Below are 26,259 nucleotides of genomic sequence, written 5' to 3' on the forward strand. Positions count from 1 at the left end.
CAGATTAACTATGAAAAGAAGCAATTCACTTCGTTCAGTACTGGCAGGAATGGCTGCTTGTATGCTTTTATTTTCTTGCAGCAGCAATGACAATGATAACAATACAGAGAATGGTAATACCGACAGCACACTGCCAAAAAATGAAACTTGGGTTATTTACAATGGTGCGGCTAACTGGAGCGGAGGTATTTATGCATTAAAAGACAATAAATCAAGAGAAATCAATCTTGCCGGACTTCCTTTTCTTCAGGTATCGTCTTCTTTAGGAGGAAGATCATTAGATAAAACTCTTTTTAAAGTAAATGATGTTTCTAATGCAAAACAGGGAATTAATAAAATGGGCATTGATGCTTCTGGTAAAATAGTAGATCAAGGTTTTTTACCTTCTCTTTCTAATGCTTACGAGACTAACTTTTTGGTAGTTAGTGCAACAGAAGGTTACTATTGGGATAAAGTAAGAGGTGGTTTGAAACTTCAAAAATTTAACCCGTCTACAATGGAAAGAACAGGAGAAATTGATTTTTCTTCACTTTCAGAAGGGCAGCCTTTAGAGTCAATCGGACAGTTAATTATTGCAAAAAGAGACAACAAATTATACTTAGATTTATTATTAGGAAATAAAGCTTCAGGAAACTGGCAGGTAACTCCGGCAGTTAAAGAAGTTGCTATCGCAGTGTATGATTTAACTGCAAACAAAATCGAAAATGTAACTAAAATAGGCGGTACAACTAATTTAGGTGTATTTATTGACCATGTTTTATGGAGTTTAGATGAAGTTACAGGAGATTTATATTTTGCTACAGTTGGCGATATGAAAACACAGCCGTCTGATTATTCTTCAAAAATTCTTAGAATTAAAAAAGGGGAGGTTAATTTTGATGCAGCATTTGCAATTGACATGAAAACGTATCAGTTTCCAGCTGAATTCAACAGACTTTTTGCTTACAACAACAAAATTTATACTACAATTCCATCAAGAGCAGTTTCTTATTACAACGGAGGACAGCATGGAGTTAAATACAGAGATGATGTTTGGTTTTGGAATGAAATTGACGCAACTACAAAAAAGGCAACGCGTTTAAATATGCCGCCAGATAATTTCTATACAACACAAAATCCGTTTTTCCACAATGGAGAAATCTATTTCTTATCAAACAGTACTACAGATGGTTTCTCTGGAGTTAATCAGTACAATCCGTCTACTGGAGTGGTAAAAGAAACTTTTCGCCTAAAAGAAAGCGGAAGAATCCAAGGTTTTAATATTATTAAGGACTAATTGATTTCCAAACTTTTTACCTAAAATAATATTTTTTTAAACAGAAGTAATTTTAAATTGCTTCTGTTTTTTTTGTTCTAATTTCTAAGAATCAAGCCAGTTCTTAAAATTATTAATTTCTTTTTTGCTCAAAATAATAGGTTCAGAATCGGGGAGGTCTACGTTTATCAGGATTTCTATTTTCTGGCTCGAATGTTTGATGATCTGCTGAATATGTTTTCTGCTGAGGATATATTTTCGATTTACTTTGAAGAAAAGATTCGAACTTAACTTACTAACTAAATCCTTTAAATTGCTGTTGTACAAATAACTGCTTCCGGAGTCGGTATGAATAAAAAGGTGTTTTCCTGTGGCAAAAAAATAAGTAATTGCCGAATCGTTTATAGAAATTAATTTATCTCTGTGGCTGACTAAAAAATGATGCTGTACTTCGTTTTTATTTTCGATTTCAACCAAAGATTCTACAATTAGATTGGGATTAAAAGTTTCTCTAATGTTTTTGTATTTTATTAAAGCTTCTAATAATTCTTCTTCTTCGTAAGGTTTGAGCAGATAATCGATTGTAAAATGTTTAAAAACCTTGACCGCATAAGAATCATAAGCGGTGATAAAAATAATAGGAGAGGAAACAGGCGTTTCTTCAAAAATATCAAGACTTTTTCCGTCTCCCAAATGAATATCCATAAAAGAAAGATCAACCGTATTTTCTTTAAAGAAAGCTACAGCATCTTTTACCGATTTCAATACTGTAATGCTGCTTACAGGAATAATATCTTGTTGTTCCAGAATAGATTTTAGATAGCTTGAAGCCAGATGTTCGTCTTCAATAATGGCTATTTTCATTTCTTTTTTTTCGGGCAAAGATAAAAAAAAGTCCAGCTTTACAGCTGGACTCTTAATAAAAAAACAATAGGTATTATAGATTGGGATTGTTTAATCTCGCTTCTGCCGGGAAAATAATGGTATATCGAGGATCATTTTGTATCAAAGTATAATTTTCACCACTGAATGTGTGCACGATTTGTTTTTGAGTTGTTCTTCTCAAATCAAACCAGCGTTGTCCTTCAACTGCAAACTCACGGTGTCTTTCTTCTAAAATGAAGTTTGTTAAATCTGCAGCGTTCATTGCATTAACATCATTTTCAAGCTGCGTATATCCGGCTGCTGTATATCTGTTTTTGATAAAACCTAAAACAGTCGTTTTAGCATCTGCAATATTATTCAGTTTTAGAGAAGTTTCTGCTTTTGTTAAAAACAATTCAGAAGTTCTGAACGTACATTTTTGATCAATATTTGCACCTTTCTGGATTCTGAAACGGCTTCCGCTTGCTACAAAGTAAAGAGGAAAACGTAAATCTGCCGTTCTGTTATAAGAAGCAAGTAAATCTGCCGAAGCGTAAGAATTAAGTTTAAGACCGTTGATGTATCCGTCTTCAAGAGCTAAAATAGATTCTTTTGAATCGTATTTTGTTGCTAAAACTGGAGTTGCTTTTAAGTCAATAACATTGTTATTGATTGCTAACGCACTATTAGCAGCATCTAAAGATTTTTGCCATTGCTGCTGATACAAATAAATACGGCTTTGGAAAGTATATATTGCTACTTTAGAAAAACGGTAATTAAGACCTTTAGTCTGCGTATTTAAGTTGATTAATTGTGCAGCTTTGTCAGTGTCAGAATTAATTTGATTGTAAATTACTTGAACGCTTTGCGGTACAAAAACCTGCTCCAAGTCAATTTCTAAAGCCAATGGAACTCCTTTGTCTGAAGCAGCTGTAGCTGAGTTGTATGCTTTTCCAAAAAGGTTAATTAAATCAAAGTAAGCCAATGCTCTTAAAGCATAAGCTTCTCCAACTAATTGATTTTTTTCTGGAGAATCTGATAATTTAGACGACGCATCATTGATGATTACGTTTGTGTAAAAAATTACAGTATACAAATCCTGATAATGGAAAGCAGTTGTAGAACGATCCGGATTTGCATCATTCCAAGTATAAATATCTTTGAAGAGATTAATCTCATCTCCAAATTCATTCATTGTTAATTCGTCAGTACGAACCGCAGTTAGTGATTTATGTTCAGGATAAACATCATATCCTCTTGTTAAAACAGCGCGGTATTGTTCTAATGTTTCTGGAATAACACGACCAACAGGCGTAATGTCCAGATAGTCATCGCAGCTTGTTACTGCAATTGCGGCAACAAAAAGTACTATATATTTTGAGATTTTTTTCATCTTTAATTTTATTAGAAAGTTACATTACATCCTAAAGTGAATGATTTAGGAACTGGTTGTGCATAAATGTTTCCGAAAGTTTCTGGATCAAAGTAACCTTTATAATCTGAACTGATTACGAATAAGTTTCTTGCCTCAACATTAAATCTAATAGTTTGAATGTTGATTTGATCTGTAAATGCTCTAGGAAATGTATAACCTAAACGAAGACTGCTTAATCTCATATAACTCATTTCGCTTGCCCAAGTGTCTAAATAATTCATTGTTGGGATCACGTTTCTTGTTGAGAAATATTGGTATGACATCCAAGAATCTCCTGTACCAGATGTCTGGCTTGTAATTCCAGGTAAATTAGAAGGATTTGTTGGAGTCGAAGCATCCAAAATATCTCTACTGTAATTTTGTCCTCTGTCTACTTGCGTTCCGTTATATGGAGGAGTTCTTGTAACTGTTTGTTTGATGTTAAAAGAAGCAGCGATTGTAAGATCAAAATTACTTACTTTAACTGTGTTTGTTAAACCTCCTGTAAACTTAGGATCTCTGTCTCCTAAATAAACGAATAAATCTCTAAATTGAGCTGCTGTTAACTTTGTATCTGCAAATTCTCCAGGTAAGAAATCTGCCCATGCATCATATAAACCAAAGAAAGTTTGAGAGTTAACAGTTTCTCCATTTTTATTTACAAATAACGGATAACCATTTTCGTCTATACCATTTGTTTTAAATCCAAAAACAGCATTTACAGAATGACCTTCTTGGTTTGGCAGGTAACTGTTATCTCTTACTTGTAAACGATCTACGTTGCTTTTGTTATGAGAGAAGTTAATGCTTGTATTCCATTTGAAGTTTGGACGGTCAATATTTTTTGTAGACAAAGTAATTTCAAAACCTTTATTGCTTACTTGTGCCCAGTTCATATTAGTATATTCAAAACCATTTTCTAACGGAAGTGATCTTAAACCAATTAAGTCTGTACTTTTTCTTCCGTATAAATCGGTAACAAGACTGATACGATTATTAAAAAGACCAATATCTGCACCTACGTTTGTATTGGTAGTTTTTTCCCAGCGTAATTTATCATTTGGAGGGTTTATAACAGAAATAGTAGGCTCAGATTGTCCAGGAAGGATAATTGCTGTACCATTATTACCAACTACGTATGGAGACGTATTTTTGTCGATATTTCCTTGTAAACCGTAAGAAGCACGAAGTCTTAAGTTAGAAAGTGTTGAGTTTCCTTTTAAGAAATCTTCTTCAGAAACTGCCCATGAAGCAGATGTTGACCAAAGAGGTAAATATTTGTATTTAGGATCTACACCAAATAAATCTGAACCATCGTATCTAACACTTCCAAATACACTGTATTTTCTATCGTAAGTATATGAAGCTGTAGCGAAGAACGATGCAAATGCATTTTCATTTTTAGATTTAGTATATGTTTTCCAATCTGATTCTTTTGCGAAAGATGCATTAGGGAAAATAATCTGCTCTGTAGTTAAATTCTTCTCGTCAAAACCAAAACCTTTAGTTGAAACAAAAGTTGAGTAATTTCTTCTTAGTTCATTACCAATCATCGCTTCGATTTCATGTTTCTCTCCTAAAGTTTTAGTGTAATTCACCATTGTTTTTAGGTTGTACTGAAAAAAGTCTGTGTTTGAATTTTGGATAACACCTCCATTTGGAAGGAAGTAAAGCTGATTTCCACCACTAAAGTAACTTGATTTTTCTTTTAAGTTTCTTGTGTAATACGTGTCTTTACCAGCAAATTTTTCACTAGAAGAATTGTCCAATTGTAAACCTAACTGCGAAGTTACTTTTAAATCTTTAGTAACTTTATACTCTGCATCTAATAAGGCTTTTACAGCTCTTGTTTTTAATTCATGAGAAGTGTTTTCTCTTTCTTCTAAGAAATTAAAAGGTACTTTACGATCTGAATAACCTACGATATCAGCATCATATTTATAACTTCCATCAGCATTGTATGGAGTTAAATATGGATTTACGTTTCTAGAGTAATTAGATGGACTTGTAAAAGCGTAAGAATCTGTTAAGTAAGATGTAGCATTGTTTTCTGAACCAAAAATTCCAACACCAACTTTAAATTTATCTGTAATTTCGTAATTGTTTTTCAATGTTACGTTGTAACGTTTGAAACCAGTACCAACAGTAGTTCCTTTTTCATCATAGTATCCTAAAGAGAAATAGTAATCTGATTTTTCTCCACCTCCAGATAAACTTAAACCGTGCTGCGTATTGATTGCAGTTTGGTATAATAAGTTACCCCAGTTGGTGTTGTTGTTTCTCAAAGCGTTGATAGAATTTTGTGTAGCAGGACTCAAAGAAGAGAATCCACCGGCTCTGTAAGCAGCTAATTCATTCGATCCGTTAAGGATACGAGCTATATCACCACCGGTGTCTCTGTATGTTAAATCTGAACGGCTAGCCATATTAAGTTCTAAATCAACTTTTTCACTTGCGTTTAGTAAGTTTAATTTATCAAAATCCGGTCTTTGCGTAATAAAGGTATTCGTATTGAAACTTACCACCATTTTACCAGCTCTACCTTTTTTAGTAGTAACCACGATAACACCATTTGCAGCACGTGCACCATAAATAGCAGTTGCAGCAGCATCTTTTAAAATAGTAATATCTTTAATATCGTCTGGATTTAAACCAGAGATAGAGTAATTGTTCAATACATCGATATTATCCTTATCAAAGTTTTTTGGAACGTCATTTCCTTCTAATGGCAAACCATCAAGTACCCATAAAGGATCTTGTGAACCATTAAGAGAAGCTGTACCCCTGATTCTGATTTTTGCAGGTGCTCCAGGTGCTCCAGACGGAGTACTTACAGCAACTCCGGCAATTTGTCCTACCAATAATTGGTCAATACTTGAAACCCCTGTCTGTTGGATTGCCGCCATGTCAATTTTTGTAACCGCAGCAGTAAGTTTTCTTTTCTCAATTTTTTGGTAACCTGTTACTACAACTTCAGCAAGTTTTGCTGTTTCAGATTTTAAGTTAATCGTGTAGTTTTTTTGAGCATCCAGCTCAAGAGTGTATGACTTGTATCCCATAAAAGTAACTCTAAGGGAAGTAATGTTTTTTGAAATTCTTAATTGAAATTTACCATCAAAATCGGTAGTAGTTCCAATACTTTCACTCTGAATGATACCAGCCATAGATGTTTTGCTGGAAATGGAATTGTTTTCGACAAAAATCGAAGCTCCAGGAATTGGAGATTTGTCATTTTCGTCCAGAATAATTCCCGTAATCGTTCGGGTTTCCTGCGAATATCCTGCGATGGCCAGGAAAAGCAGTAAGGCATGTAAAATTTTTTTCATGTTTTGGGTTATTTATTTATTTAAAGGGTTGTGTTATTCAATGCTTTTTGGATACGCTGGATCAAGTCAAAATAATGGTTTTTGGTTTCTTGATTTCCAATGTTTCTTTTCGATTTTAACAGAATCAATATTTGGTTTAATTCTCCTTTTTTATCAGAAGTAACCTCTGTAACTCTTTTTAGAAAAGACTGATTAATATTTCGTGCCATTTTAGAATCATCTAAATCACATAAATGAGGCATGTTTAAATTTTCATTCATCAAAATGCTATTTTTCGGATCTGTTTTTTCAAACAATTTGTTGGTAGATACGATCAAAACATCCACATAGTTTTTCTGTGTCATACGCTCCAAAATAGTAAGTGACTTATTCTGGATTGTCGAAGCAAAAATGCTCTGACGAAGTGTTTTAAATAATTGTGTTACCGTAAAAACAGTTTCTTTAGCATCATTACGCTGATACAATTCGTTTTCTGTAATGCGCAGCAAACGATCGTCGCCCAGCATACTGTACAAAACACCGTATTGTAATTCTCTTGCCAATGTATAAGGTGTATACTCAAAAGGACCAACAGGAGAATCTTTTAAAGGGTTTGTTTTATCCAGAATCGAATTAAAAAACAACCAATCCGGAATCGTAAGTGTGTTTTTTAATAAATAAGAAACCGCTCTTTTCTGAATCGAAGCCGGAACAGCAACATAACTCGGTTTATTATCGCCATGAACAGTTGCGTTTAAATAAACTCCACCCAAATTGGCTAATACGTGATAGTTGTATAAATTCCATTGTCCAATTGCACCAATATAAAGTTTACCAGTTTCATAATAAGACGCATCTTTATCGTATGTCCATTCGAGCATGTTGTTTACAACTCTTTTTAAGTTTTTAAGACCGTATTCGCTGGCTTTCATAGCATCATCTCCTAAATCTTCAGACTGCGAACGCGGATCTAAAGCCTCCATAGACTGTTGTTCCCCATAAAAATAAATTGGATCATTTTGATGTTTTGTGATCAAAGCCTTCAATGCGTTACGTTCTTCTGTTTCATCAGCATACCATCTGTAACCCCAGTCGATTGCATATTTATCGTATTCACCAATTTTTGGTGTAATAGCTTCAACATGATCTTCTGGCTGTGCGATGTAATTATAACGGGCATAATCCATAATAGAAGGAGCAGTGCCGCCCATTTTTGCTGTAAATTCTTTAGAACGCAATGATTCTACAGAGTAAGCAAAAGAAGCACCCATATTATGTTTTAAACCAAAAGTATGACCCACTTCATGGGAAGACACAAAACGAATTGCCTCTCCCATATGTTCGTCGCTGAATTTGTTACCTCTTGCTTTTGGGTCTATAGCACCAGTTTGTATGCGCATCCAGCTTTGCAGCGAAGTCATTACATTGTGCCACCAGATAATATCAGATTCAATAATCTCACCGCTTCTTGGGTCAACAACAGATGGCCCCATCGCGTTTGATTTTGGCGATGCTGCATACGTAATAACAGAATAACGTACGTCATCAATGTCAAAATCTAAATCTTGTTCAGTAGGTTCTTTTGCGATAATAGCATTTTTGAATCCTGCTTTCTCAAACGCCGCCTGCCAATCGTGAACTCCGTCGATAATATACTTTCTCCATTGTTTTGGAGTCGAGGGATCGATGTAATAAACGATTGGTTTTTTCGGCTCTACTAATTCACCTTTCAAATAACGTTCTTCATCTTCTTTTTTAGGTTCTAAACGCCAGCGCGTGATCAATTCTTTTTCAAGCATTGCCTGCTGTTCATCGGCAAAGTACCAATGCTCTTCAGTAAAGTAACCAATTCTTTTGTCAGAAAAACGAGGTTTCATTGGAGTTTTATCCAATAAAATAATATTAGTTGTTACTCCCAGCGTAATCGGTACTGTTGGACCTCCATCGCTGAAAGAAGTTGTAAGCTGTGATTTTACAACAATGTTTTTAGGGAAAGATTTTAATCCTTCGATATAAGATAAGTCAGATTTTGCAGAACCGCTTAAGCCAATGTTATTGAAAACATCATTAAAACTTTTTTGTTTTCCGTCAAAAATCTTGTTTACTTTAATAACAATCGAAGTCGAATCGTTGTTCTTGGTTTCAATATCAAAAACTTCGATAATCGATTCAGAGAAATTGTCATTAACAGAAGCTGTGATAGCATCTTTTTTAGGAGAAGAAACTTTAGGCTGATATGTTTTTACCCAGACTTTTTTAGCAATTGTATCTTTATAAAAGGAAATGATTTTGTTTTCGTAATTCATCCCTTTGTTTAAACCACGGTCGTTAATCTCGTAGGGAACCTGAGATAATTTATTTACAACCAGAAATTCTCTTTTAAATAAACTATCCTGAATTTCAAAATAAACATCTGTTTTAACCTGAATAATATTGAACAGTCCTTTTTTTATCGTACCCTTTTTTATAAGGTCACTATATTTTTTTCCCTTAAAAGTTTTAGTGGTGTCTTTAACTTGTTCGGTTTTGTCTTCTTTATTTTTTTTATTCTTTTTTTGAGAAACTACGGTAGCAGTACTTAATATCATAACTAATAAAATGATATTTTTTAGGTTTCTCAACAATGCCTTTTCCCTCATTGAAAGTTAAGTTTAGGTTAATTATGGGGTTAAAAATATTGTATCCGAAACGTTAAAAAAAACAAAAAGGAGTGAGTGGCTTTTTTTTGGGAGTGAATGTTTTTTTTAGGCTATAAGTGGTAAAATACAGATGAAATATCCGTCATTTTTATAAGCCTTAAATTCTGTTTTCGAGTAATATTTATAAATACTTTTTAGGTATTTATGTCCAAATTTAGATCCTTTTTGAGGGTTTGATTTTTCTTGTAAATTATTCCTTATAATAACTTCATTCTCTTTAATATCGATTGTAATATGCAACGGAGAGTCTTCTGAGGCAATATTGTGTTTAATCGCGTTCTCTACCAAAATCTGAAATGCCAGATATGGAACCTTTTTTGACAACAAATTTTCATCTTCCATATTAATGGTAAAAACAAACTCTGCTGTAAATCTTGTCTGCTGTAAAAAGATGTATTTTTCTATAAAAAGCATTTCCTCCTGAAGCGTAACTATATTGTGATCCGGTGGATTTATAAGATATCTGTAGATTTTAGAAAGGTTCAAAGTAAACTTACGGGCTACGGCTGTATCACTCTCAATAAGCATATACAGCGAATTGAGCGAATTGAATAAAAAATGCGGATTAATCTGTTCTTTTAATTGCTGTAACAGGATTAACGCTTTTTCTTTATTCACTTTTTCGTTTTCTACCAGAAGCTTATTCTTATCTTCTGCCAGAATTTCTTTTTCGCGAAAGCTTTTTCGTCTAAAAAGCGTAAAGAAATAAAAGAACACAATCAGAATTGCCGTTGTCAGGAAATAAATTAAGGATGCGTATTTTTTTACTGCATTTACATCTTCATTAGAAATTTCTTTTGGAAAGTTGACGCACACATACCAGCTTGTTCCTTTTACATCAAGACGTTTTGTATACCTCACAATATCTAATTTGAGATATTCTGAAAGTGCTGTTTTTTTATTGAAACTTTCTTTTTCTGCAAAAGAGGTATCGGCAGGAGTAATATTTGTGATTTTAAAAATATTTTGCTGCAAAAGATTAACTTCGGGATGATACAAAACGGTGCCTTTTTGGTCAAATACAAAAGCGTAATTTGGCGTGTTTTGATCTATAGTCGAAAAAAAAGACTGCAATGATTTTAAATCTATATCATAACCGTAACGAACAACGCTGCCGTCTGCCGAATTTGACTTAGAATAAATACGCCAGAAAAATTCTTCCTTATTATTAACGATCGTACTAAATTCTTTTTGATCACCATTTTTAAGAATAAAATCCCGAATTGACGTTTCTAATTTTTTAGGATCTTTTGAAGCTGCAAATTCAATTTTATTATCATTAATCTGAAACCAGCTGTTCTTAACCAGGCTGTCATTATTATGTATAGTTCCCAGAACTTTTAAATGTTCTGATAAATTTTTAGAATTACTGAATTTAATAATCCTGTCGACTTCTTTGGGTGTCTGCAGTAAACGCGAAAATTCTGCGGCTATAATTTCATGCCTTTTTAAGAAACCACGCTGCGTAGTTTCGGCATTAGTTTTTTCTGAAACCTGAGTAATTAAATCGCTTAAGAGATAAGCAGCAAATAAAGTAAGAATGATAAAAACAATTCCTAAGAAAAAGAAGTAACGGCCCGCAAAGGTATTTTTTAAAGTAAATTTCAAAGACAATTTTTAAAAAATAAGGATTTTTTACGTCCTTATATATAGTGGTATTATTTTTTTTGCAAACATAACACTTTTCTTTGGTTTCTTTTTTGAGGTTGTAAAATTTAACAATCAGGGCTTTAGCTGTAAATGTTCCAGATTTTTTCCGGCTAGTTTTTTAGGTCCGACCGATTTAAAGCCCAATTTTAAATATAGTTTCTTAGCATTCGGATTTCCTTCTTCAACCAATAAACCTAAAACCTTATTGTTTTTAATAACATAATCATCAATCAAAAACTGCAGGATTTGTGAACCAATTCCTTTTCCCTGATGTCCACTATCCACGCCAATAGAATCAATATAAAATTCACCGTTTTCTGTTTCGTCTTCCGGATTAAAGTCCGGATTAAATTTATTTTGTACATAACGAATAACTGGCTCGCGCAGTTCATGAAATCTTGCTCCGTCGTAAATATTAACCGCTCCGATAATTTTTCCATTTTCTTCGGTAACAAAACAATTTTGATAAGAATATTGATTGTTTTCTCGTTCAACAAAAAATAGTAAAAGTTCTAAAGCAAGCTCATAGTTTTTTGTTCCAATAAAAGAATACACAATTTCTTCCATCGCAGTAAGTAAAAGTACCGCAATAGTTTTAGAATCTTTCAGTAATGCTTTTCTAATAATCATAATTTAGTTTTTAGTTATTAGTCATTAGTTATTAGTCATTAGTCTTTTCTCTAATATCTTTCCTCTAACATCTTTTCTCTAATATCTTTCCTCTAATATCTTTCCTCTAACATCTTTCCTCTAATATCTTTCCTCCAACATCTTTCCTCTAACATCTTTTCTCTAATATCTTTCCTCTAACATCTTTCCTCTAATATCTTCCTTCTAACATCTTTCTTCTAACATCTCAATTCTGTCAAATATGTACAAATATACGATGAAGTTATACCAGTTTTTAGATTTTTAACCCGTGTATCTTTGTGTTAGAATTTTAAACTTAAAAGTTATAAAAATGAAAGCAATAGGATTTAAAACATCATTACCAATAGGGGAAAAAGAGAGTTTTATAGAATTTGAAACTTCAAAACCAACACCAGGATCAAAAGATTTACTGGTAAAAATAAGTGCAGTATCTGTAAATCCGGTAGATTTTAAAATAAGACAGAGCAGTGCCAAAGATACTGTTCTGGAAACACCAAAAATTATTGGCTGGGACGCGGTAGGAATTGTAGAAGCTGTGGGAGAAAATGTAAACCTATTTAAAATCGGGGACGAAGTGTATTACGCAGGAGATATTACCAAACAAGGAAGCAATGCCGAATATCAGATTGTAGACGAGCGAATTGCCGGCCGAAAACCAAAATCATTAAGTATAGAAGAATCGGCTGCAATACCGTTAACCGCTTTGACCGCTTGGGAAATTTTGTTCGACCGCATTAGAATAAGTCCGGAGAAAGACAAAGGAAAATCTATTTTGATTATTGGCGGTGCCGGCGGAGTAGGTTCAATTGCCATTCAGCTGGCTAAAAAAATTGCGGGCTTAAAAGTAATTGCAACGGCGTCGAGACCAGAAACTGCTGAATGGTGCAAAGAACAAGGTGCTGATTTTGTGGTAGATCATAAAAACTTAGTTGAAAACGTAAGACAAAGTGGTTTTGAATATGTAGATTTTATTGTAGATTTTGTGGATACGAATACATATTGGGACAGAATGGTCGAGTTAATTAAACCTCAAGGACATATAGCATCAATTACAGGAAGCGCTGAGCCAGTTGTACTCAATAAATTAAAAAGTAAAAGTGTTTCCTTTTCTTGGGAATTAATGTACACCCGTTCTATGTACGAAACCGAAGATATTCAGGAACAACATAATATCTTAAATAAAGTAGCAGATTTGTTAGATGATGGAACGTTGAAAACTACACTGAATGAAACCCTGATCGGACTCTCTGCATCCAATTTCAAAAAAGCACACGAACAGCTTGAATCTGGAAAAACAATCGGAAAAATTGCCATAAAGTTTTAAGCATACAGTATTTAATATGATAAAATCCCAATGAGAGTTGGGATTTTTTTTATAGTTCTGTATCTTTAAAACAAATTAAAAAAAGTCTTTACAGCGTATAGATTTAGATTTAAAAACAAAAAAATGAGGATTATTGCATTAAAAGAAGGCGATTTTTTAGTCAACAAAAACAAGGAATTTGTTTTGCTCAATGAAGCAGATAATGTAGAAGGTTTAAGAATGGCGATTCAGCCTTTTTTGGTTGTAACCAACGACGATTACATTTTGCTGGATGGAGGAAACGGCTGGAAAAATGAGGGGAAATTAGTTGTCGAACAATTATTAAACCAAGAAAATATACAAACCAGCCAGATTACAAAAGTTCTTTTGTCACACTTGCATAAAGATCATATTGAAGGTTTGTTTTTGAATGATACCGATCTGGAACAAACTTTTCCCAATGCAGCAATTTACGTTCAAAAAAGAGAATTTGATTATGCTTTGACGCAGCAGGGAAATCCTTCTTTTGATTTTAATACTTTAGAGCGACTCCAAAAATTACCCAATATTCATTGGATGGAAGAAGACCACGGAGAGATTTCTCCAGCCATTTCTTTTGAAGTTACAAGCGGTCATACGCCGTTTCATCAAGTATTTTGGATCAGAGAAAACGGTGAAACTACTTTTTACGGAGCAGATAATTTACCACAGCGTTCTTATCTTAAATTTCACATTGCTTACAAAACCGATTTTGACGGAAAAAAAGCTAAAGAACTAAGACAAATCTGGGAGCAGAAAGCAAAAGAAGAAAATTGGAATATTCTTTTGTATCACGATATGAAGACTTCAGTTTTAAAGTTGGAGTAATGAATATTGCTCTGATTTAAAACTTTTTTTATTAGAGTTCCCTATTTATATCAATAAAACAGAAATCCGAAAAAGTAAATGATTAAAAAACCAGAAGCGTGAAACTTCTGGTTTAAAAAATATAGAAAAATAGAATATTAGTTTTGTAGATAACGTTCAGCAGGTTTTCCAGTCTGAGAACCTGTAAAAAGTTTGGTTCTTGCCTCTTCATAAGTATCGATCAATTCCTGATTGTGAACAGATGGAAAAGTAGCCAATTCTCCCGCATCTAATCCTGCAAGGGCAGCATCAACACAATCTTCTGTAGTCATAATAGCAGCCTGATCAAGAGCCGATAAAGGCACACCGCCAACCTCCCAGATTTCAGTAGCCGTAATAGACGGATTTACCAGTTGTACTTTTACATTAGTTCCTTTTACTTCTTCCTGCAGACCGCGTGTATATTGCACAACAAAACCTTTTGTACCACTGTAAATACTGCTGACAGGCAAAGTATAAGCACCTAAAACAGATCCAATATTAATTAAAGTTCCCTCATTACGTTTTATAAGTCCCGGCAAAACAGCATTTGACAACAACATCAAAGCAGTAATATTTACGTCTACCATTTCTTTTTGTTTTGCAATCGACGTTTGAGTTACAGGTGCAAGAGTAGAAGTTCCAGCATTATTAATAAGGAAAGTAATGGTGGTGTCATTTTGAAGAGCTGCCGCAACTTTTTCTAAATCTGCCGGAGCACTTAGATCAGCTACAAGATTGGTTACCGTTACGCCGTATTTTGAACGAAGCTCGACAGCAAGTTCATTTAATTTTTCTTCGCGGCGCGCTACAAGTTTCAAATTGTAGCCTCGTGCTGCTAATCTTTGAGCAAATACTTTTCCTAATCCAGATGATGCTCCAGTCACCACCGCAGTACCTAATTCGTTGTTTGTTTTCATTATTTTATCTTTTAAATTATTTATTTTGAATGCTTTAAATTCAATTTTAAATGTAAACTAATCTGTTTACACTTGCAAATGTATACAGTTCTGTTTACATTTGCAAAACAAAATCAATAAAAAAATGGTAAAAAAATCTGAAACCTCTGCAAAGTCACTAAAACGGGAGGAAATGGTTAAATATGCATTTGATACATTTTACAAAAACGGATTTCATGCCACAGGTGTGGATACGGTTATGGAAGGAACCGGAATTTCTAAAAGAACCTTATACAAACATTTTGGTTCTAAAGAAGGATTGATTCTTGCCACAATAGAATATTATAAAATTTTTATGCGCGAATTAATTACCAATTACATCAATCAGGAGAAAAAACCGATTGAGAAAGTGCTGCGTATTTTTGATTTTTTGATAGAAAGGGTAGAAGCAGGATATTCAAATGGATGTTTTGTTATGAATGCCAAAACAGAATATGTAAATAAAGCCAGCGATATCGAGACAAGCTGCGATAATTATACTGCAGGATTGCAAAATCTTCTTGAAACAGTAATCAAAGATGCAAACCTGCCAAATGCAAAAGAAAGGGTTATTCAGATTATGATTCTTTTTGAAGGTGCAATTATAAGAAGTAAAGTGACAAAAAATGCCGATACGGTACGAATAGCAAAAGATGCTGCACGAATACTTTGCCAGCATAAATAAAAAAACTCCGACAATTGCCGGAGTTTGAATTAACCTTTTATATAAAATTATTTTTTAGCAACATCTTGAGATGCTTTAATAATTACTGCAGCAACCGCTTTTGGCTGTGAAATAAATACCACGTGGCTTCCTTTTATTTCAGTGATTTTTGTATTTGAACGTTTGTACATTGCGCGTTCTATACTTGGTTCAATACTTTTATCTTCTGTAGCAACAATTCCGTACGATGGTTTATCTCTCCAGGCTGCTTTTGTAATTGGTGTTCCAAAACCCTGAGCAACAAATGCACCTTGAGAAGCAAACATAAAATCGGTTTGTTCTTTTGGAAGATCACCTGCAAATCCTGCGTGAAATTTAGCTTTATCGTAATACACAATTCCTTTATCGTCTGGAGTTAAAACACCATTTTCCGGAGCTGGAGGCGCAGTTTGCAGCCATTGTACAGAGTTTTCTCCGTTATCAGGCTGTAGTGCAGCGATATAAACCAAAGCAGCAACTTTTGGGTGATTTCCAGCTTCTGTAATTACAGTTCCTCCCCAAGAATGTCCTACCAAAATAGTTGGTCCGTCTTGTTTGTCTAGAGCTAAGTTGGTTACTCTTACATCATCTGCAAGAGAAGAAAGCGGATTCTGAACAACCGTTACATTATACCCTTTTTTAGTTAAAATATCATACAATCCTCTGTAACCCGATCCGTCTGCAAAAGCGCCGTGTACTAAAACCACATTTTTTACAAATGGAGCAGTTTGAGCAGTTGCAGTTGCTGTTGAAAATAAGAAAGAAAATAATAATACGGCGAACATGAAATAGCGATTCAATTGTTCTTTTAATGCGATTGTTTTCATAAGTAATTTATTTTATAATTAGAAAATTTGATAATTGAAATAATTTAATAGTTTGATTGTAATTGATATTTAGTTTAATACAATTGATAAAGTGATTTCTGTGTTTAATAATTTAGAAATAGGACAGATTTCTTTTGCTTTTTGTGCCAATTCCTGAAATTGTTCTGGAGTTATTCCCGGAACTTTTCCTTCCAACTCTAATTGGATCAAAGTAATAGTGCCGTCTTCAAAAGTTACTTTTGCTTTTGTATTCAAATCTTCCGGCACAAAACCTGCTTCAGATAATAAAAAGCTCAACTGCATAGTAAAACATCCTGAGTGTGCAGCTCCGATTAATTCTTCTGGATTTGTTCCAACACCTTCTGCAAAACGAGTTTTAAAAGATAATTGTGCATTATTTAATGTAGTGCTCTGTGTACTGATTGTTCCGTTTCCTTCCATTCCTGTACCTTTCCAATTTGCGCTTGCTGTTCTTGTAAATTTCATAATTTTTAATTTTATAATGAATTGATTTGTTGTTTTCTAAATCGTTGTTCTGATTTGATGAGACAAATTTATGGCAGATGTTTTTATAAATCAAATTAATAATTTTGTACCTTTATAAATTAAATTTATAATCATGACCATTCAGCAATTAAAATATATAGTAGCATTAGACGAAGAGCGCCATTTTGCAAAAGCTGCCGAGGTTTGCATGGTTTCGCAGCCGGGATTGACAATTCAGCTAAAAAATCTTGAAGAAGAAATCGGAATTAAAATTTTTGATCGAACGAAAGTGCCTTTAACCCCAACCGAACTCGGAAAAGAAATTATAAACCGTGCAAAAAAGATCCTGCGGGAAACCAACGAAATTCGTGATTTTGTGGTCAATGAAAAGAACGCGCTTTCTGGAGAATTAAAAATAGGGGTGATTTCTACTTTATCACCATATCTGATTCCGCTTTTTATTAAAACCATGAAAGAGATTACACCAAAGATGCATTTCATTATAAAAGAAGCCAATACAGGCCAATTGATGCACGATGTAGAGACCGGAGCGATTGACGTTGCGATAATGGCCACTCCAACGGGAAATAAAAATCTAATCGAACATCCCATTTTTCAGGAACCTTTCGTTGCTTATCTAAATGCAGAACATCCAATGGCAAAGGAAAATTTTTACGAACTCCAGTCTGGCGATAAACCCATGTTACTGCTTCTGCATCATGAATATTGTTATAATGCACAATTACTGGACATCTGCGGTTTGAAAACGCCCGGAAAAATAAAAGAGCAGTTTAGTTATGATATAAGTTCAATAGAAACCTTAAAAAATCTGGTGCGTGCCGAATTGGGATTTGCCATTATTCCCCAGCTTTCTATTATAAATGAAAAAGAAACAGAACTTTTTAAACCTTTTAAAGATCCCAAACCAGTACGCGAAATCAGTTTTGTGGTTTCTGATACTTTTTCTAAAAAATTATTATTAGAAAAAATGAATCAGGCCATTTGGAATTGTCTTCCCGATTCGCTTAAAACAAATTTCAGTTATAGAAAAATACGATGGAATGATTCGCCGTACTTTATAGATGCGGTGAGTAAGTTTTAATATTTCATTATAACACACAAGAAAGCGATTTTTTCTATTTTTATATCTTTACAAATGAATTAAGAAACCAACCAAAACCAATGATTGATAATTTTCCTTTTTATTTAAGTCTTATAGTCGTCATATTATTTTTAATAATGCTGGCAAAAAAAATAAAAGTAGCCTATCCTGTATTATTGGTTTTGGCCGGATTAGGCATCAGTTTTATTCCGGGAATTCCGATTCTTCATATCGAACCCGAATTGCTTTTTATTATATTTCTGCCTCCATTATTATATGAGGCTTCATGGTCAATCTCATGGAAAGAACTTTGGCGCTGGCGCCGTATTATCAGTAGTTTTGCCTTTGTCGTGGTGTTTCTTACGGCATTGTCTGTCGCATTTGCAGCCAATTATTTTATTCCCGGATTTTCGCTGGCATTAGGATTTTTATTGGGCGGAATCGTCTCGCCTCCAGACGCAGTAAGTGCTGGAGCCATATTAAAATTTGTGAAAGTTCCTAAAAGACTTTCTTCAATTTTAGAAGGCGAAAGCCTGCTCAACGATGCTTCTTCTCTAATTATTTTCCGTTTTGCAATGATTGCTGTTGCCACAGGCCAGTTTATGTGGTATGAAGCCGCATTAAGTTTTGGATGGATGGTAATTGGCGGTGTCGGCATTGGTTTGTTAATTGCTTTTATTTTTATGAAAGCCCATAAATACCTGCCTACAGACTCCAACATAGATATTGTTTTAACGCTTGTTGCACCGTACATTATGTATATTGTAGCAGAAGAAGTACACAGTTCCGGTGTTTTATCGGTAGTAAGCGGCGGTTTGTTTTTGTCGTATTACAGACATCATTTTCTCGACAGCCGCTCCCGTATTCGAAGTTTAAATGTCTGGGAAAGTTTATCTTTTGTCCTTAACGGAATCGTATTTTTGCTCATCGGACTGGATCTGCCTGAAATAACAGAAGGCCTTGGCGGTGTGAGTATTCCGTCTGCAATTGGTTATGGCGTAATCATTACAATTGTATTGATACTGGCGCGAATTATTGCAGCCTACGGAGCAGTAATCGTGACACTTATCGCACGTAATTTTATTAAAGTTGCTGATTCCAGAAATCCGGGATACAAAATTCCGTTATTAATAGGATGGTCGGGTATGCGTGGAGTGGTTTCGCTTGCGGCAGCTTTATCAATTCCGCTCTATCTTAAGAATGGCGAACCTTTTCCGGAACGAAATCTAATTCTCTTTATCACATTTGTAGTTATTCTGCTCACATTATTAATTCAGGGAATAACGCTGCCGTATTTAATTAAGAAGATAAATATGTCCGATCCCGATCAGCAGATTCCGGAGGAAGAAGTAGAACTTGATATCAGAAGACAATTGGCAGAAAAAGCCTTGTCGCATCTGCACACCAATTACAGTGAATTACTGGCAGAACATACAGCATTACAGCAGTTAGAACGCAAATGGGAAGACAACAAACAAATGGTAAATGATGTGGTTATGGCTGAAGAATGTAAGGTTGTTTATCTTGAAATTTTAAGCGAGCAGAGAGTTTGGCTCATCCAATTAAATAAAGACGAAAGAACACTAAATGAGGAAATTATACGCAAACAGCTGCAGTATCTTGATTTAGAAGAAGAACGACTACGCTATATTTAAGCTAAACCTTTCTGATAATTTCTTCTCGATGTGATTTTCCCCATTTGATCATTTCCTCGATTACAGGTCCAAATGATTTGCAGTACGGCGTAGATTCATATTTTACCTGAATAGCAGCATCTCTGTCTTCTGTTCTTTTAATGAGCATATTCATTTCCATGTCTTTGAGTTCTCTCGAAAGCATGCGCGTCGTAATACCCGGAATACTGCGCTCGATTTCCCTAAAGCGATGATTTCCGTTACAAATCGAATTGATAATGGGTAATTTCCATTTTCCTCCCAAAACATGCAGTGTATCCTGTAAGGCTTGTACTTCTTCTTTTTGATTTCTTTCCATCTTCGTAATTATTAGTTTGGTATACTCCGTGATACTGGTTACAAAGTTATACCATTTTGGTTTTAAATTTGTCAAATAATTTTTAAAGATTAAAAAAATGGAAAATTTAAAAGATAAAGTTGCCGTAATAACCGGCGGAAACAGCGGAATAGGATACGCGGCAGCAAAGCAGTTAAAAGAACAAGGAGCAACAGTAATTATTACCGGAAGAAGAAAAGATGCAATAGAAAAAGCAGCTTTAGAACTCAATGTTACAGCAATTGTGGCCGATCAGTCGAAGGTTGATGCTATTGAAAATTTAGCTTTAAAAGTAAAAGCTGATTTTGGTAAAGTAGATATTCTTTTTATAAATGCCGGAATTGCAGGTTTAGGAACAATCGCAGAAACCTCTGAAGAATTATTCGACAGCATTATGAATGTCAATTTAAAAGGAGCGTATTTTACCTTAAGCAAATTTATTCCGATTTTAAAAGACGGAGCTTCAGTGGTTTTTCTTTCTTCCAATACCGCAAGTATGCCGGGGCCTGGATCATCAGTATATTCTTCGAGTAAAACAGCTTTGAATTCGGTTATGAAATCGGCGGCTTTAGAATTGGCGCCAAGAAAAATCAGAGTCAATTCCGTTAGTCCGGGACCGACAGAAACCGAAGTCATGAAAAAAGTAGGTCTGGACGAAGCGACTGTAAAAACAATTATGGATGTTGTTGTCGATAAAATCCCGCTGAAACAAATGGGAAGGGCAGAAGACGTTGCAAAAATGGTTTCGTATTTAAGCAGTGATGCTGCGGTATTTATTACAGGTGCCGATATTATTATGGATGGAGGAATGGTTTTGAGTTAATTATTCCTAAAATTCAGACTCAAAAAAGGGCTTGCAGATTGCAGGCTCTTTTGATATATAATAGTTTTTTAACTGTTTGATTTTTAGTGTTTATATTTTGAATTTAACTATTTAATAAATAAAAAAATCAATAAATATTTTTATTTATGTATTTAACTACGTAGTTTTGTTTAATAAAATTTAGAAACAGATGAAACCAGTAATTCTTCCCATAGAAAACAAATACGAAAATGCTATTGCAGCTTTAATCATCAACATTCAGCAAAAGGAATTTAATGTTCCCATTACTTTAAAAGATCAGCCGGATTTGTTCAATATTCAGAACTTTTATTATGCCGGAGGCGGTGGTTTTTGGGGCGCATTTGTCAATGATGAATTGGTTGGAACAATTGCTTTGGTTAAGTTTGATGAACATTCTGCAGCAATAAGAAAAATGTTTGTAAAGAAAGAATTTCGAGGAAAAGAGTTTTCGATCGCACAGCAGTTGTTAGAGACTTTAATCGAATTTTGCAGCAAAAACGGAATCAATGATTTATATTTGGGAACCGTTTCTATATTAGAAGCCGCATTGCGTTTTTATGAGAAAAACCATTTTGTTCGAGTAGAAAAAGAATCGCTGCCAAAAGACTTTCCTTTAATGACTCCGGATAATGTTTTCTGTCATTTAAGCTTAAAAAAATAAAGATGAATATTATAGACGAATCAGGAATTTTAGCCATTTCGACGCGATTACAGCGTTTGAGCGAACAATTGCGGAAAGACGGCGCCTTAGTTTATAAATCTTACGGAATTGATTTTGAACCCAAATGGTTTCCTGTAATTTATACCCTTTATTATAAAGAAACTTTGAGCGTTGTTGAAATCGCTAATGAAATTGGCTATACACATCCGTCAACGATAAGTCTGCTCAAAGAACTGGAAAAACAAAAACTGATTCGTTCTAAAAAAGATAAAATCGACGAACGTAAAAGACTCATTCAACTGACATCAAAAGGCCGGGAATTAATAGAACAAATGAAACCCGTTTGGGAAGTCATGAAAACTGCTCTCACTCAAATTACAGACAATCAAAACAATTTGTTGAGAGCCATTGAAGAAGCCGAAAACAAAATTTCGCATCAGAGTTTTTTGCAGCGGGCTTTGCAGTTAAAGAGTGAAGAAAAGTAATCTCATTATAAAAGCATTTGAAAGAAATACCCATATACAATCAAAGTCCGGAAGCGTTAGGCGGTATTTTTATTGCCCATCATTCCGTTAAAGATACAGCAGAATTATCGAATAAACTCGAAGCACACCGCGATGATTTTTTTATATTTTTTGTAGTTACAAAAGGACATGCCGTTATAAAATGCGATATGACCGATGTAGAGTTAAATGCCCGAAATCTTTTGATTGTCAAGCCATTTCAGGTTCATTACGGTCAGGATATTTCGGCAGATGCAGAAGGTTATTATATTGGTGTTGCTCCATTTCTGATTCCGAACAGCTGTTTGGAAATTTTTCAGAACCTAAAAATTTCAGAGCAGTTAAATAAAATTGATCCGGCACAGGAAGAAGAACTTTTTGATACTATTTCTTTATTGTATCGTTTCTTTAAAGGTTCGAATCCGAATAAAAACCAAATTATAAATGGACTTTTTAATGCTTTGGTTTATAGTTTTTCTAATATATTTTCGAAATCACAGCATTCTGAGATAGTGTTTAAAAATCAATCGACGTTGATTTATTCCAACTTTAAAAAACTCCTGCTGGAGCATTCATTTTTAGAAAGTCCGTCTTATTTTGCAAAACAGTTAAACATAACGACTTCGCACCTAAACGATTGTGTAAAAGTTTCATCAGGTAAATCGGTTACATACTGGCTTCAAAACACAATGGTAATCGAAGCACAGCGGTTGCTTTATTACACAGAACGCGAAGTAAAAGAAATTGCTTTTGCGCTTGGTTTTCAGGATCATGCGTATTTTTCGCGTCTGTTTAAAAAAATCACAAAAGAAACACCGCTAGAATTTCGCAGAAAATTCCGCGGATAGTCCAATTATCACCCTTTAAAATGCAATGCTTTTTTATGGTTTTATTTTCAATTTTGAATTGAAATTTAAAATCTAAAAATCATGAATTCAATGCCGAAAATTATTGGCGATTTTTTGGAAACAGCGTTTAGCAGTAAAATCTGTAAAGTAACCGTTGCGTCTGTAGAAATGCCAGGTTCAAACATAAAAACAATTACATTTAAAGGTCTTTTTCCTAATGTTAATTTTAAGATAGGGCAGGCGCTAGTCATCAGAATTGACGAAACCAATTATCGCAATTATACTCCAAGCAAGTGGGACAGCAAAAACGGAACATTTCAAGTCATTTTTCATATTCATAATAATGGTCCGGGAAGCGAACGCATTAAAAACTTAAAGCCAGGCGACCAGATTAGCGTTGGTCTGCCCAGAGGTTTTAAAGTTTACGATACAGAAGCAAAATATCATTTCTTTTTTGGAGATGAAACCTGTATTAGTGTTTTCAAAAGCATGAAAGAAGAAATCAATCGAAGTGGAAAAGATTATTTGGGCATTTTAGAATTAGATTCCATTAACGCAGCAGTTCCTGAAAAATTAGGATTGATGGTTGACGTCGTTGCAAAATCAGTAAATAAGGCAGAATTTGCTATAAAAGCATTCCAAAACTTAGATCCGGAAATCTGGAATTTATGGAAAGAAGGCTGTTTTTATCTGATGGGAAATGCCAAATCGATTCAGGCGTTTAGAAAAGTTTTGAAAGAAAAAGGAATTTCAAACAAAAACATTCACACACAAGCTTATTGGGCAGAAGGAAAGATCGGACTTTGATTCTAGAAGAAAAAACGATAAATAGAAAGGGAAAACTCAATATGCTCCAAAAACTACTCCATCTGAATTTCACGCATCACTAAATACCGTTTTTCTGCATGTACGATAAGTTTTATGTTTTGGATTTGTGAAATTGAAAAAAAATGGAAAGTTTTTTGTTTTGGGGTGTTTCTGATAAAGTATAGAAATTTTTGCAACACTTATTTTACATAGATTTAAACCATTCTTTGTAAAAATATCCCTTTGGTTTTTATAAAGCATATATTTCTAAAGTCACATTTTGAAACTTGTATCTCTATTTACACTCTTAAATCTCTAAATGTAAAATCCGACAACTACTACAATATTTTTTCAGAGTTTATAGAACCATTTTGAATTTTTTTTATCCAATAAATCATAAATGAATATAATATCTTGTTCCTGTGTTATTTTTTCTTGTTCTTTTGATTGTTTCACTTTAATAAAATGATTTTTATCTACCTTAAACTTATTATCGCTTAAAGAGTAAATAGAAATTTTATCATTACGAAAATCCCAATTCAAATAGTCTAGTAAACCATCACTATTAAAATCTCCAAAACAATTATTACCTAATGTATAACCGTCTATAAAACAAAAAGATTGTAAAATATTTTTGTTTTCAACATTTAATAATATCCAATAATTCCGTTCTAAATTTCTAAAAAAACGTCTATCTCTAGCAGATAATAAAATAAAATCGTTTCCTTTAAACTTAAAAAAATCTATCCCTCCCGTAAATGAGACATAATTTTCATCTGAATATATTTTTTTATTTGAGTTATTTTTTAAAAGAGAGTTGATGTTAATTTTTGTATCATAAAATTGTAAATATTCACCATTGTTTTCATGTTTGTTATTTGGAATAGAATCATAACAACCATGATAAATTGGATATTTTTGACTGATTTTTATTTTATAAATTTTAGATTTTCTCTTGCTGTTGCTCTCTGCCTCTTTGATTCCTGAAATTCTTTCGTCGTAAATTTCCTGACCATTATCTATACTAATATCTTTAAATGCTATTTTTTTACTCTTTAGCTTATCAAAACTAAATTTTTCTAAATCTTGATATATAATAAAATTAGAGAAAAGTAATATTAGAAAAACACTTAGGAAGATCTTTGATTTTTTCATAACGCAACAATTTTTGCTTGTCCATGCCTAGATCCATTTGTAATTATCTCCTGCATGTAATTAAAATCTATAGCTATCAGGAACACATATTCTCTTGGTTGAATCAATCCTACACTTTATAGAATTTTTCGAATTATAAATAAATTTTTTATTTTTGTACTCAAAGTATTGTATTGAATCTATATCATTAGTTAATATGAATAATTTTCCTTTATTTATACCAATACTCGTAGCACCACCAAGACCAGAATCCCATTCATTAAAAGGAATGTATAGTTTATTATTAGAAAACAGAACAATTAAATTAAAGATTTTAGAATTTAAATAGTACCCATTTGATGTGTATAATTTTAACCAATAAAAAGTCCCCTCTTTGTTCTTAAACGAATCCATTTCCATTAAATCATAGTTATGGTTATAGTCTATATGATATCTGCTTAATTTGTCATTGATTATATATTTCTTTTTTTCAAATAAAATATAAGGATGCTCTTTAATATCCCTTTTCGCAAGTACTAATGTTGCTTTGCTATTGATTTTCATTTTATAATTGTCTTTAGTATCTATTTCAGTGTATTTACAACTTTTATAATCAATGGGATTTGAAATTACATCATTAAGTCCTTCGTCTAGGCATCTCCAATGTTCTTGGAAGTTAAACGGAAAAATAAATAGTAGGGATAAAAATAAGTATTTAATCATGATTTCAGGATTTTTTTTTCTTTAATTTATCAATGTCTGCTTGTAGACGTGTGTCTATAAAAAGATGACTATATTTGGATTAAGATATTATAAACAAACTCAGTATTTAAAAAACCAGCTTGATTTACTTTTATTAAATATAGAATACTCTATTCGTTACTTATGCAATGAGTATGTACCTACTCAGTCTGTCCTTTTGTTGGCTTTATACTAAATTTTAATAAAGAGATGAGTTTTATGTTCTATCTTAACTATTAAAAAAAAAATTAAATGCCTCCAGAACTACTTATCTCAAACCAATTGCTTTTTTTCCAATTTATGGAAAATGTATTATTAGGTTCTTCTTTTATAATTACAAATTTATTTTTCACATTTTTAAATTTACCACCAACCAACGTCAAACACTTTATTGGAGAATTATAAATCCAGTTTGCAAAATCGAGTGTTCCATCATTATTAAAATCGCCAAAACAATTTGGAGTAAAAGACATTTGTTCGTTGAAAAAATAAAGGTTAATATTTTTTTTATCACTTATATCAAATAGGATTATATAAAAATTTGGATCAGATGTAAGTAAGGTTGAGTCCCAAAAATACAATGAAATATAATCTTTTGAGTTTAAAGAAAAAGTATAACCAGCAGCATA

General features: G+C 33.4%; 24 protein-coding genes. 11 read left to right on the forward strand and 13 right to left on the reverse strand.

What is annotated here, in order from left to right:
* The first annotated feature begins 10 nt into the window (after positions 1-10).
* Positions 11-1,276, forward strand: coding sequence for a hypothetical protein (locus B0A68_RS20935; protein ID WP_035680390.1), 1,266 nt, complete (start codon positions 11-13; stop codon positions 1,274-1,276).
* A gap of 84 nt (positions 1,277-1,360) precedes the next feature.
* Here B0A68_RS20935 and B0A68_RS20940 read toward each other — a convergent pair whose 3' ends face one another.
* The 6 genes from B0A68_RS20940 to B0A68_RS20965 form a co-directional block, all read right to left on the reverse strand.
* Positions 1,361-2,119, reverse strand: coding sequence for a LytR/AlgR family response regulator transcription factor (locus tag B0A68_RS20940; protein WP_035680385.1), 759 nt, complete (start codon positions 2,117-2,119; stop codon positions 1,361-1,363).
* Between the two features lie 73 nt (positions 2,120-2,192).
* Positions 2,193-3,512: a RagB/SusD family nutrient uptake outer membrane protein gene (locus tag B0A68_RS20945; protein ID WP_035680383.1), complete on the reverse strand. Its 1,320-nt coding sequence runs from the start codon at positions 3,510-3,512 to the stop codon at positions 2,193-2,195.
* Positions 3,513-3,523: 11 nt separating this feature from the next.
* A complete protein-coding gene (locus B0A68_RS20950) occupies positions 3,524-6,859 on the reverse strand; it encodes a SusC/RagA family TonB-linked outer membrane protein (protein WP_035680379.1) in 3,336 nt (1,111 codons plus the stop codon).
* A 20-nt stretch (positions 6,860-6,879) separates the two neighbouring features.
* Positions 6,880-9,477, reverse strand: a complete 2,598-nt coding sequence (locus B0A68_RS20955) for a zinc-dependent metalloprotease (RefSeq protein WP_035680376.1) — start codon at positions 9,475-9,477, stop codon at positions 6,880-6,882.
* Between the two features lie 105 nt (positions 9,478-9,582).
* Positions 9,583-11,145: a histidine kinase gene (locus B0A68_RS20960; protein ID WP_051892753.1), complete on the reverse strand. Its 1,563-nt coding sequence runs from the start codon at positions 11,143-11,145 to the stop codon at positions 9,583-9,585.
* 114 nt (positions 11,146-11,259) lie between these two features.
* Positions 11,260-11,817 (reverse strand): GNAT family N-acetyltransferase, encoded by a 558-nt coding sequence (locus tag B0A68_RS20965; protein WP_035680374.1) that lies wholly within the window; start codon positions 11,815-11,817, stop codon positions 11,260-11,262.
* A 331-nt stretch (positions 11,818-12,148) separates the two neighbouring features.
* On the opposite strand from B0A68_RS20965, the gene B0A68_RS20970 reads away from it, so the two are divergent.
* Both B0A68_RS20970 and B0A68_RS20975 read left to right on the forward strand, forming a co-directional pair.
* Positions 12,149-13,162: a zinc-binding alcohol dehydrogenase family protein gene (locus tag B0A68_RS20970; protein ID WP_035680372.1), complete on the forward strand. Its 1,014-nt coding sequence runs from the start codon at positions 12,149-12,151 to the stop codon at positions 13,160-13,162.
* Between the two features lie 123 nt (positions 13,163-13,285).
* Complete coding sequence (locus B0A68_RS20975; protein ID WP_035680370.1) at positions 13,286-14,008, forward strand: MBL fold metallo-hydrolase; 723 nt, start codon at positions 13,286-13,288, stop codon at positions 14,006-14,008.
* A 137-nt stretch (positions 14,009-14,145) separates the two neighbouring features.
* On the opposite strand, the gene B0A68_RS20980 is transcribed toward B0A68_RS20975, so the two are convergent.
* On the reverse strand, positions 14,146-14,946 hold the full coding sequence (locus B0A68_RS20980) for an SDR family NAD(P)-dependent oxidoreductase (protein WP_035680367.1): 801 nt from the start codon (positions 14,944-14,946) through the stop codon (positions 14,146-14,148).
* Between the two features lie 124 nt (positions 14,947-15,070).
* Between B0A68_RS20980 and B0A68_RS20985 the strand changes: the two genes are divergently transcribed.
* Positions 15,071-15,649 (forward strand): TetR/AcrR family transcriptional regulator, encoded by a 579-nt coding sequence (locus tag B0A68_RS20985; protein WP_035680365.1) that lies wholly within the window; start codon positions 15,071-15,073, stop codon positions 15,647-15,649.
* Positions 15,650-15,696: 47 nt separating this feature from the next.
* Here the strand turns inward: B0A68_RS20985 and B0A68_RS20990 are convergent, their stop codons facing one another.
* Positions 15,697-16,494, reverse strand: coding sequence for an alpha/beta hydrolase (locus tag B0A68_RS20990; RefSeq protein WP_035680362.1), 798 nt, complete (start codon positions 16,492-16,494; stop codon positions 15,697-15,699).
* Positions 16,495-16,563: 69 nt separating this feature from the next.
* A complete protein-coding gene (locus tag B0A68_RS20995; RefSeq protein ID WP_035680359.1) occupies positions 16,564-16,980 on the reverse strand; it encodes an OsmC family protein in 417 nt (138 codons plus the stop codon).
* A gap of 133 nt (positions 16,981-17,113) precedes the next feature.
* Between B0A68_RS20995 and B0A68_RS21000 the strand changes: the two genes are divergently transcribed.
* A complete protein-coding gene (locus B0A68_RS21000; protein ID WP_035680357.1) occupies positions 17,114-18,082 on the forward strand; it encodes a hydrogen peroxide-inducible genes activator in 969 nt (322 codons plus the stop codon).
* An 80-nt stretch (positions 18,083-18,162) separates the two neighbouring features.
* Positions 18,163-19,737, forward strand: a complete 1,575-nt coding sequence (locus B0A68_RS21005; protein ID WP_035680355.1) for a Na+/H+ antiporter — start codon at positions 18,163-18,165, stop codon at positions 19,735-19,737.
* A gap of 1 nt (position 19,738) precedes the next feature.
* Here B0A68_RS21005 and B0A68_RS21010 read toward each other — a convergent pair whose 3' ends face one another.
* Positions 19,739-20,074, reverse strand: coding sequence for a winged helix-turn-helix transcriptional regulator (locus B0A68_RS21010; RefSeq protein ID WP_035687647.1), 336 nt, complete (start codon positions 20,072-20,074; stop codon positions 19,739-19,741).
* 97 nt (positions 20,075-20,171) lie between these two features.
* On the opposite strand from B0A68_RS21010, the gene B0A68_RS21015 reads away from it, so the two are divergent.
* The 5 genes from B0A68_RS21015 (at position 20,172) to B0A68_RS21035 (ending at position 23,755) form a co-directional block, all read left to right on the forward strand.
* Entirely contained in the window at positions 20,172-20,915 is a 744-nt protein-coding gene (locus B0A68_RS21015) for an SDR family oxidoreductase (protein ID WP_035680353.1), read from the forward strand.
* Between the two features lie 190 nt (positions 20,916-21,105).
* Positions 21,106-21,597 (forward strand): GNAT family N-acetyltransferase, encoded by a 492-nt coding sequence (locus B0A68_RS21020; protein ID WP_035680350.1) that lies wholly within the window; start codon positions 21,106-21,108, stop codon positions 21,595-21,597.
* 2 nt (positions 21,598-21,599) lie between these two features.
* The gene (locus tag B0A68_RS21025; RefSeq protein ID WP_035680348.1) at positions 21,600-22,082 is read left to right on the forward strand and encodes a MarR family winged helix-turn-helix transcriptional regulator; all 483 of its coding nucleotides are present in this window, start codon (positions 21,600-21,602) and stop codon (positions 22,080-22,082) included.
* A gap of 17 nt (positions 22,083-22,099) precedes the next feature.
* Positions 22,100-22,948 carry an AraC family transcriptional regulator gene (locus B0A68_RS21030; RefSeq protein ID WP_035680346.1) on the forward strand — a complete coding sequence of 283 codons (849 nt, stop codon included), beginning with the start codon at positions 22,100-22,102 and terminating at the stop codon, positions 22,946-22,948.
* Positions 22,949-23,029: 81 nt separating this feature from the next.
* Positions 23,030-23,755, forward strand: coding sequence for a siderophore-interacting protein (locus tag B0A68_RS21035; protein WP_035680344.1), 726 nt, complete (start codon positions 23,030-23,032; stop codon positions 23,753-23,755).
* 351 nt (positions 23,756-24,106) lie between these two features.
* On the opposite strand, the gene B0A68_RS21040 is transcribed toward B0A68_RS21035, so the two are convergent.
* The 3 genes from B0A68_RS21040 to B0A68_RS24640 all read right to left on the reverse strand — a co-directional run.
* Complete coding sequence (locus B0A68_RS21040) at positions 24,107-24,910, reverse strand: hypothetical protein (protein ID WP_089069774.1); 804 nt, start codon at positions 24,908-24,910, stop codon at positions 24,107-24,109.
* Positions 24,911-24,970: 60 nt separating this feature from the next.
* Positions 24,971-25,612, reverse strand: coding sequence for a hypothetical protein (locus B0A68_RS21045; RefSeq protein ID WP_089069775.1), 642 nt, complete (start codon positions 25,610-25,612; stop codon positions 24,971-24,973).
* A gap of 266 nt (positions 25,613-25,878) precedes the next feature.
* Positions 25,879-26,259 (reverse strand): hypothetical protein (locus B0A68_RS24640; protein ID WP_207763280.1); only part of this gene is annotated, 381 nt, incomplete at its 5' end.

This window comes from Flavobacterium reichenbachii, assembly GCF_002217435.1.
GTDB lineage: Bacteria > Bacteroidota > Bacteroidia > Flavobacteriales > Flavobacteriaceae > Flavobacterium > Flavobacterium reichenbachii.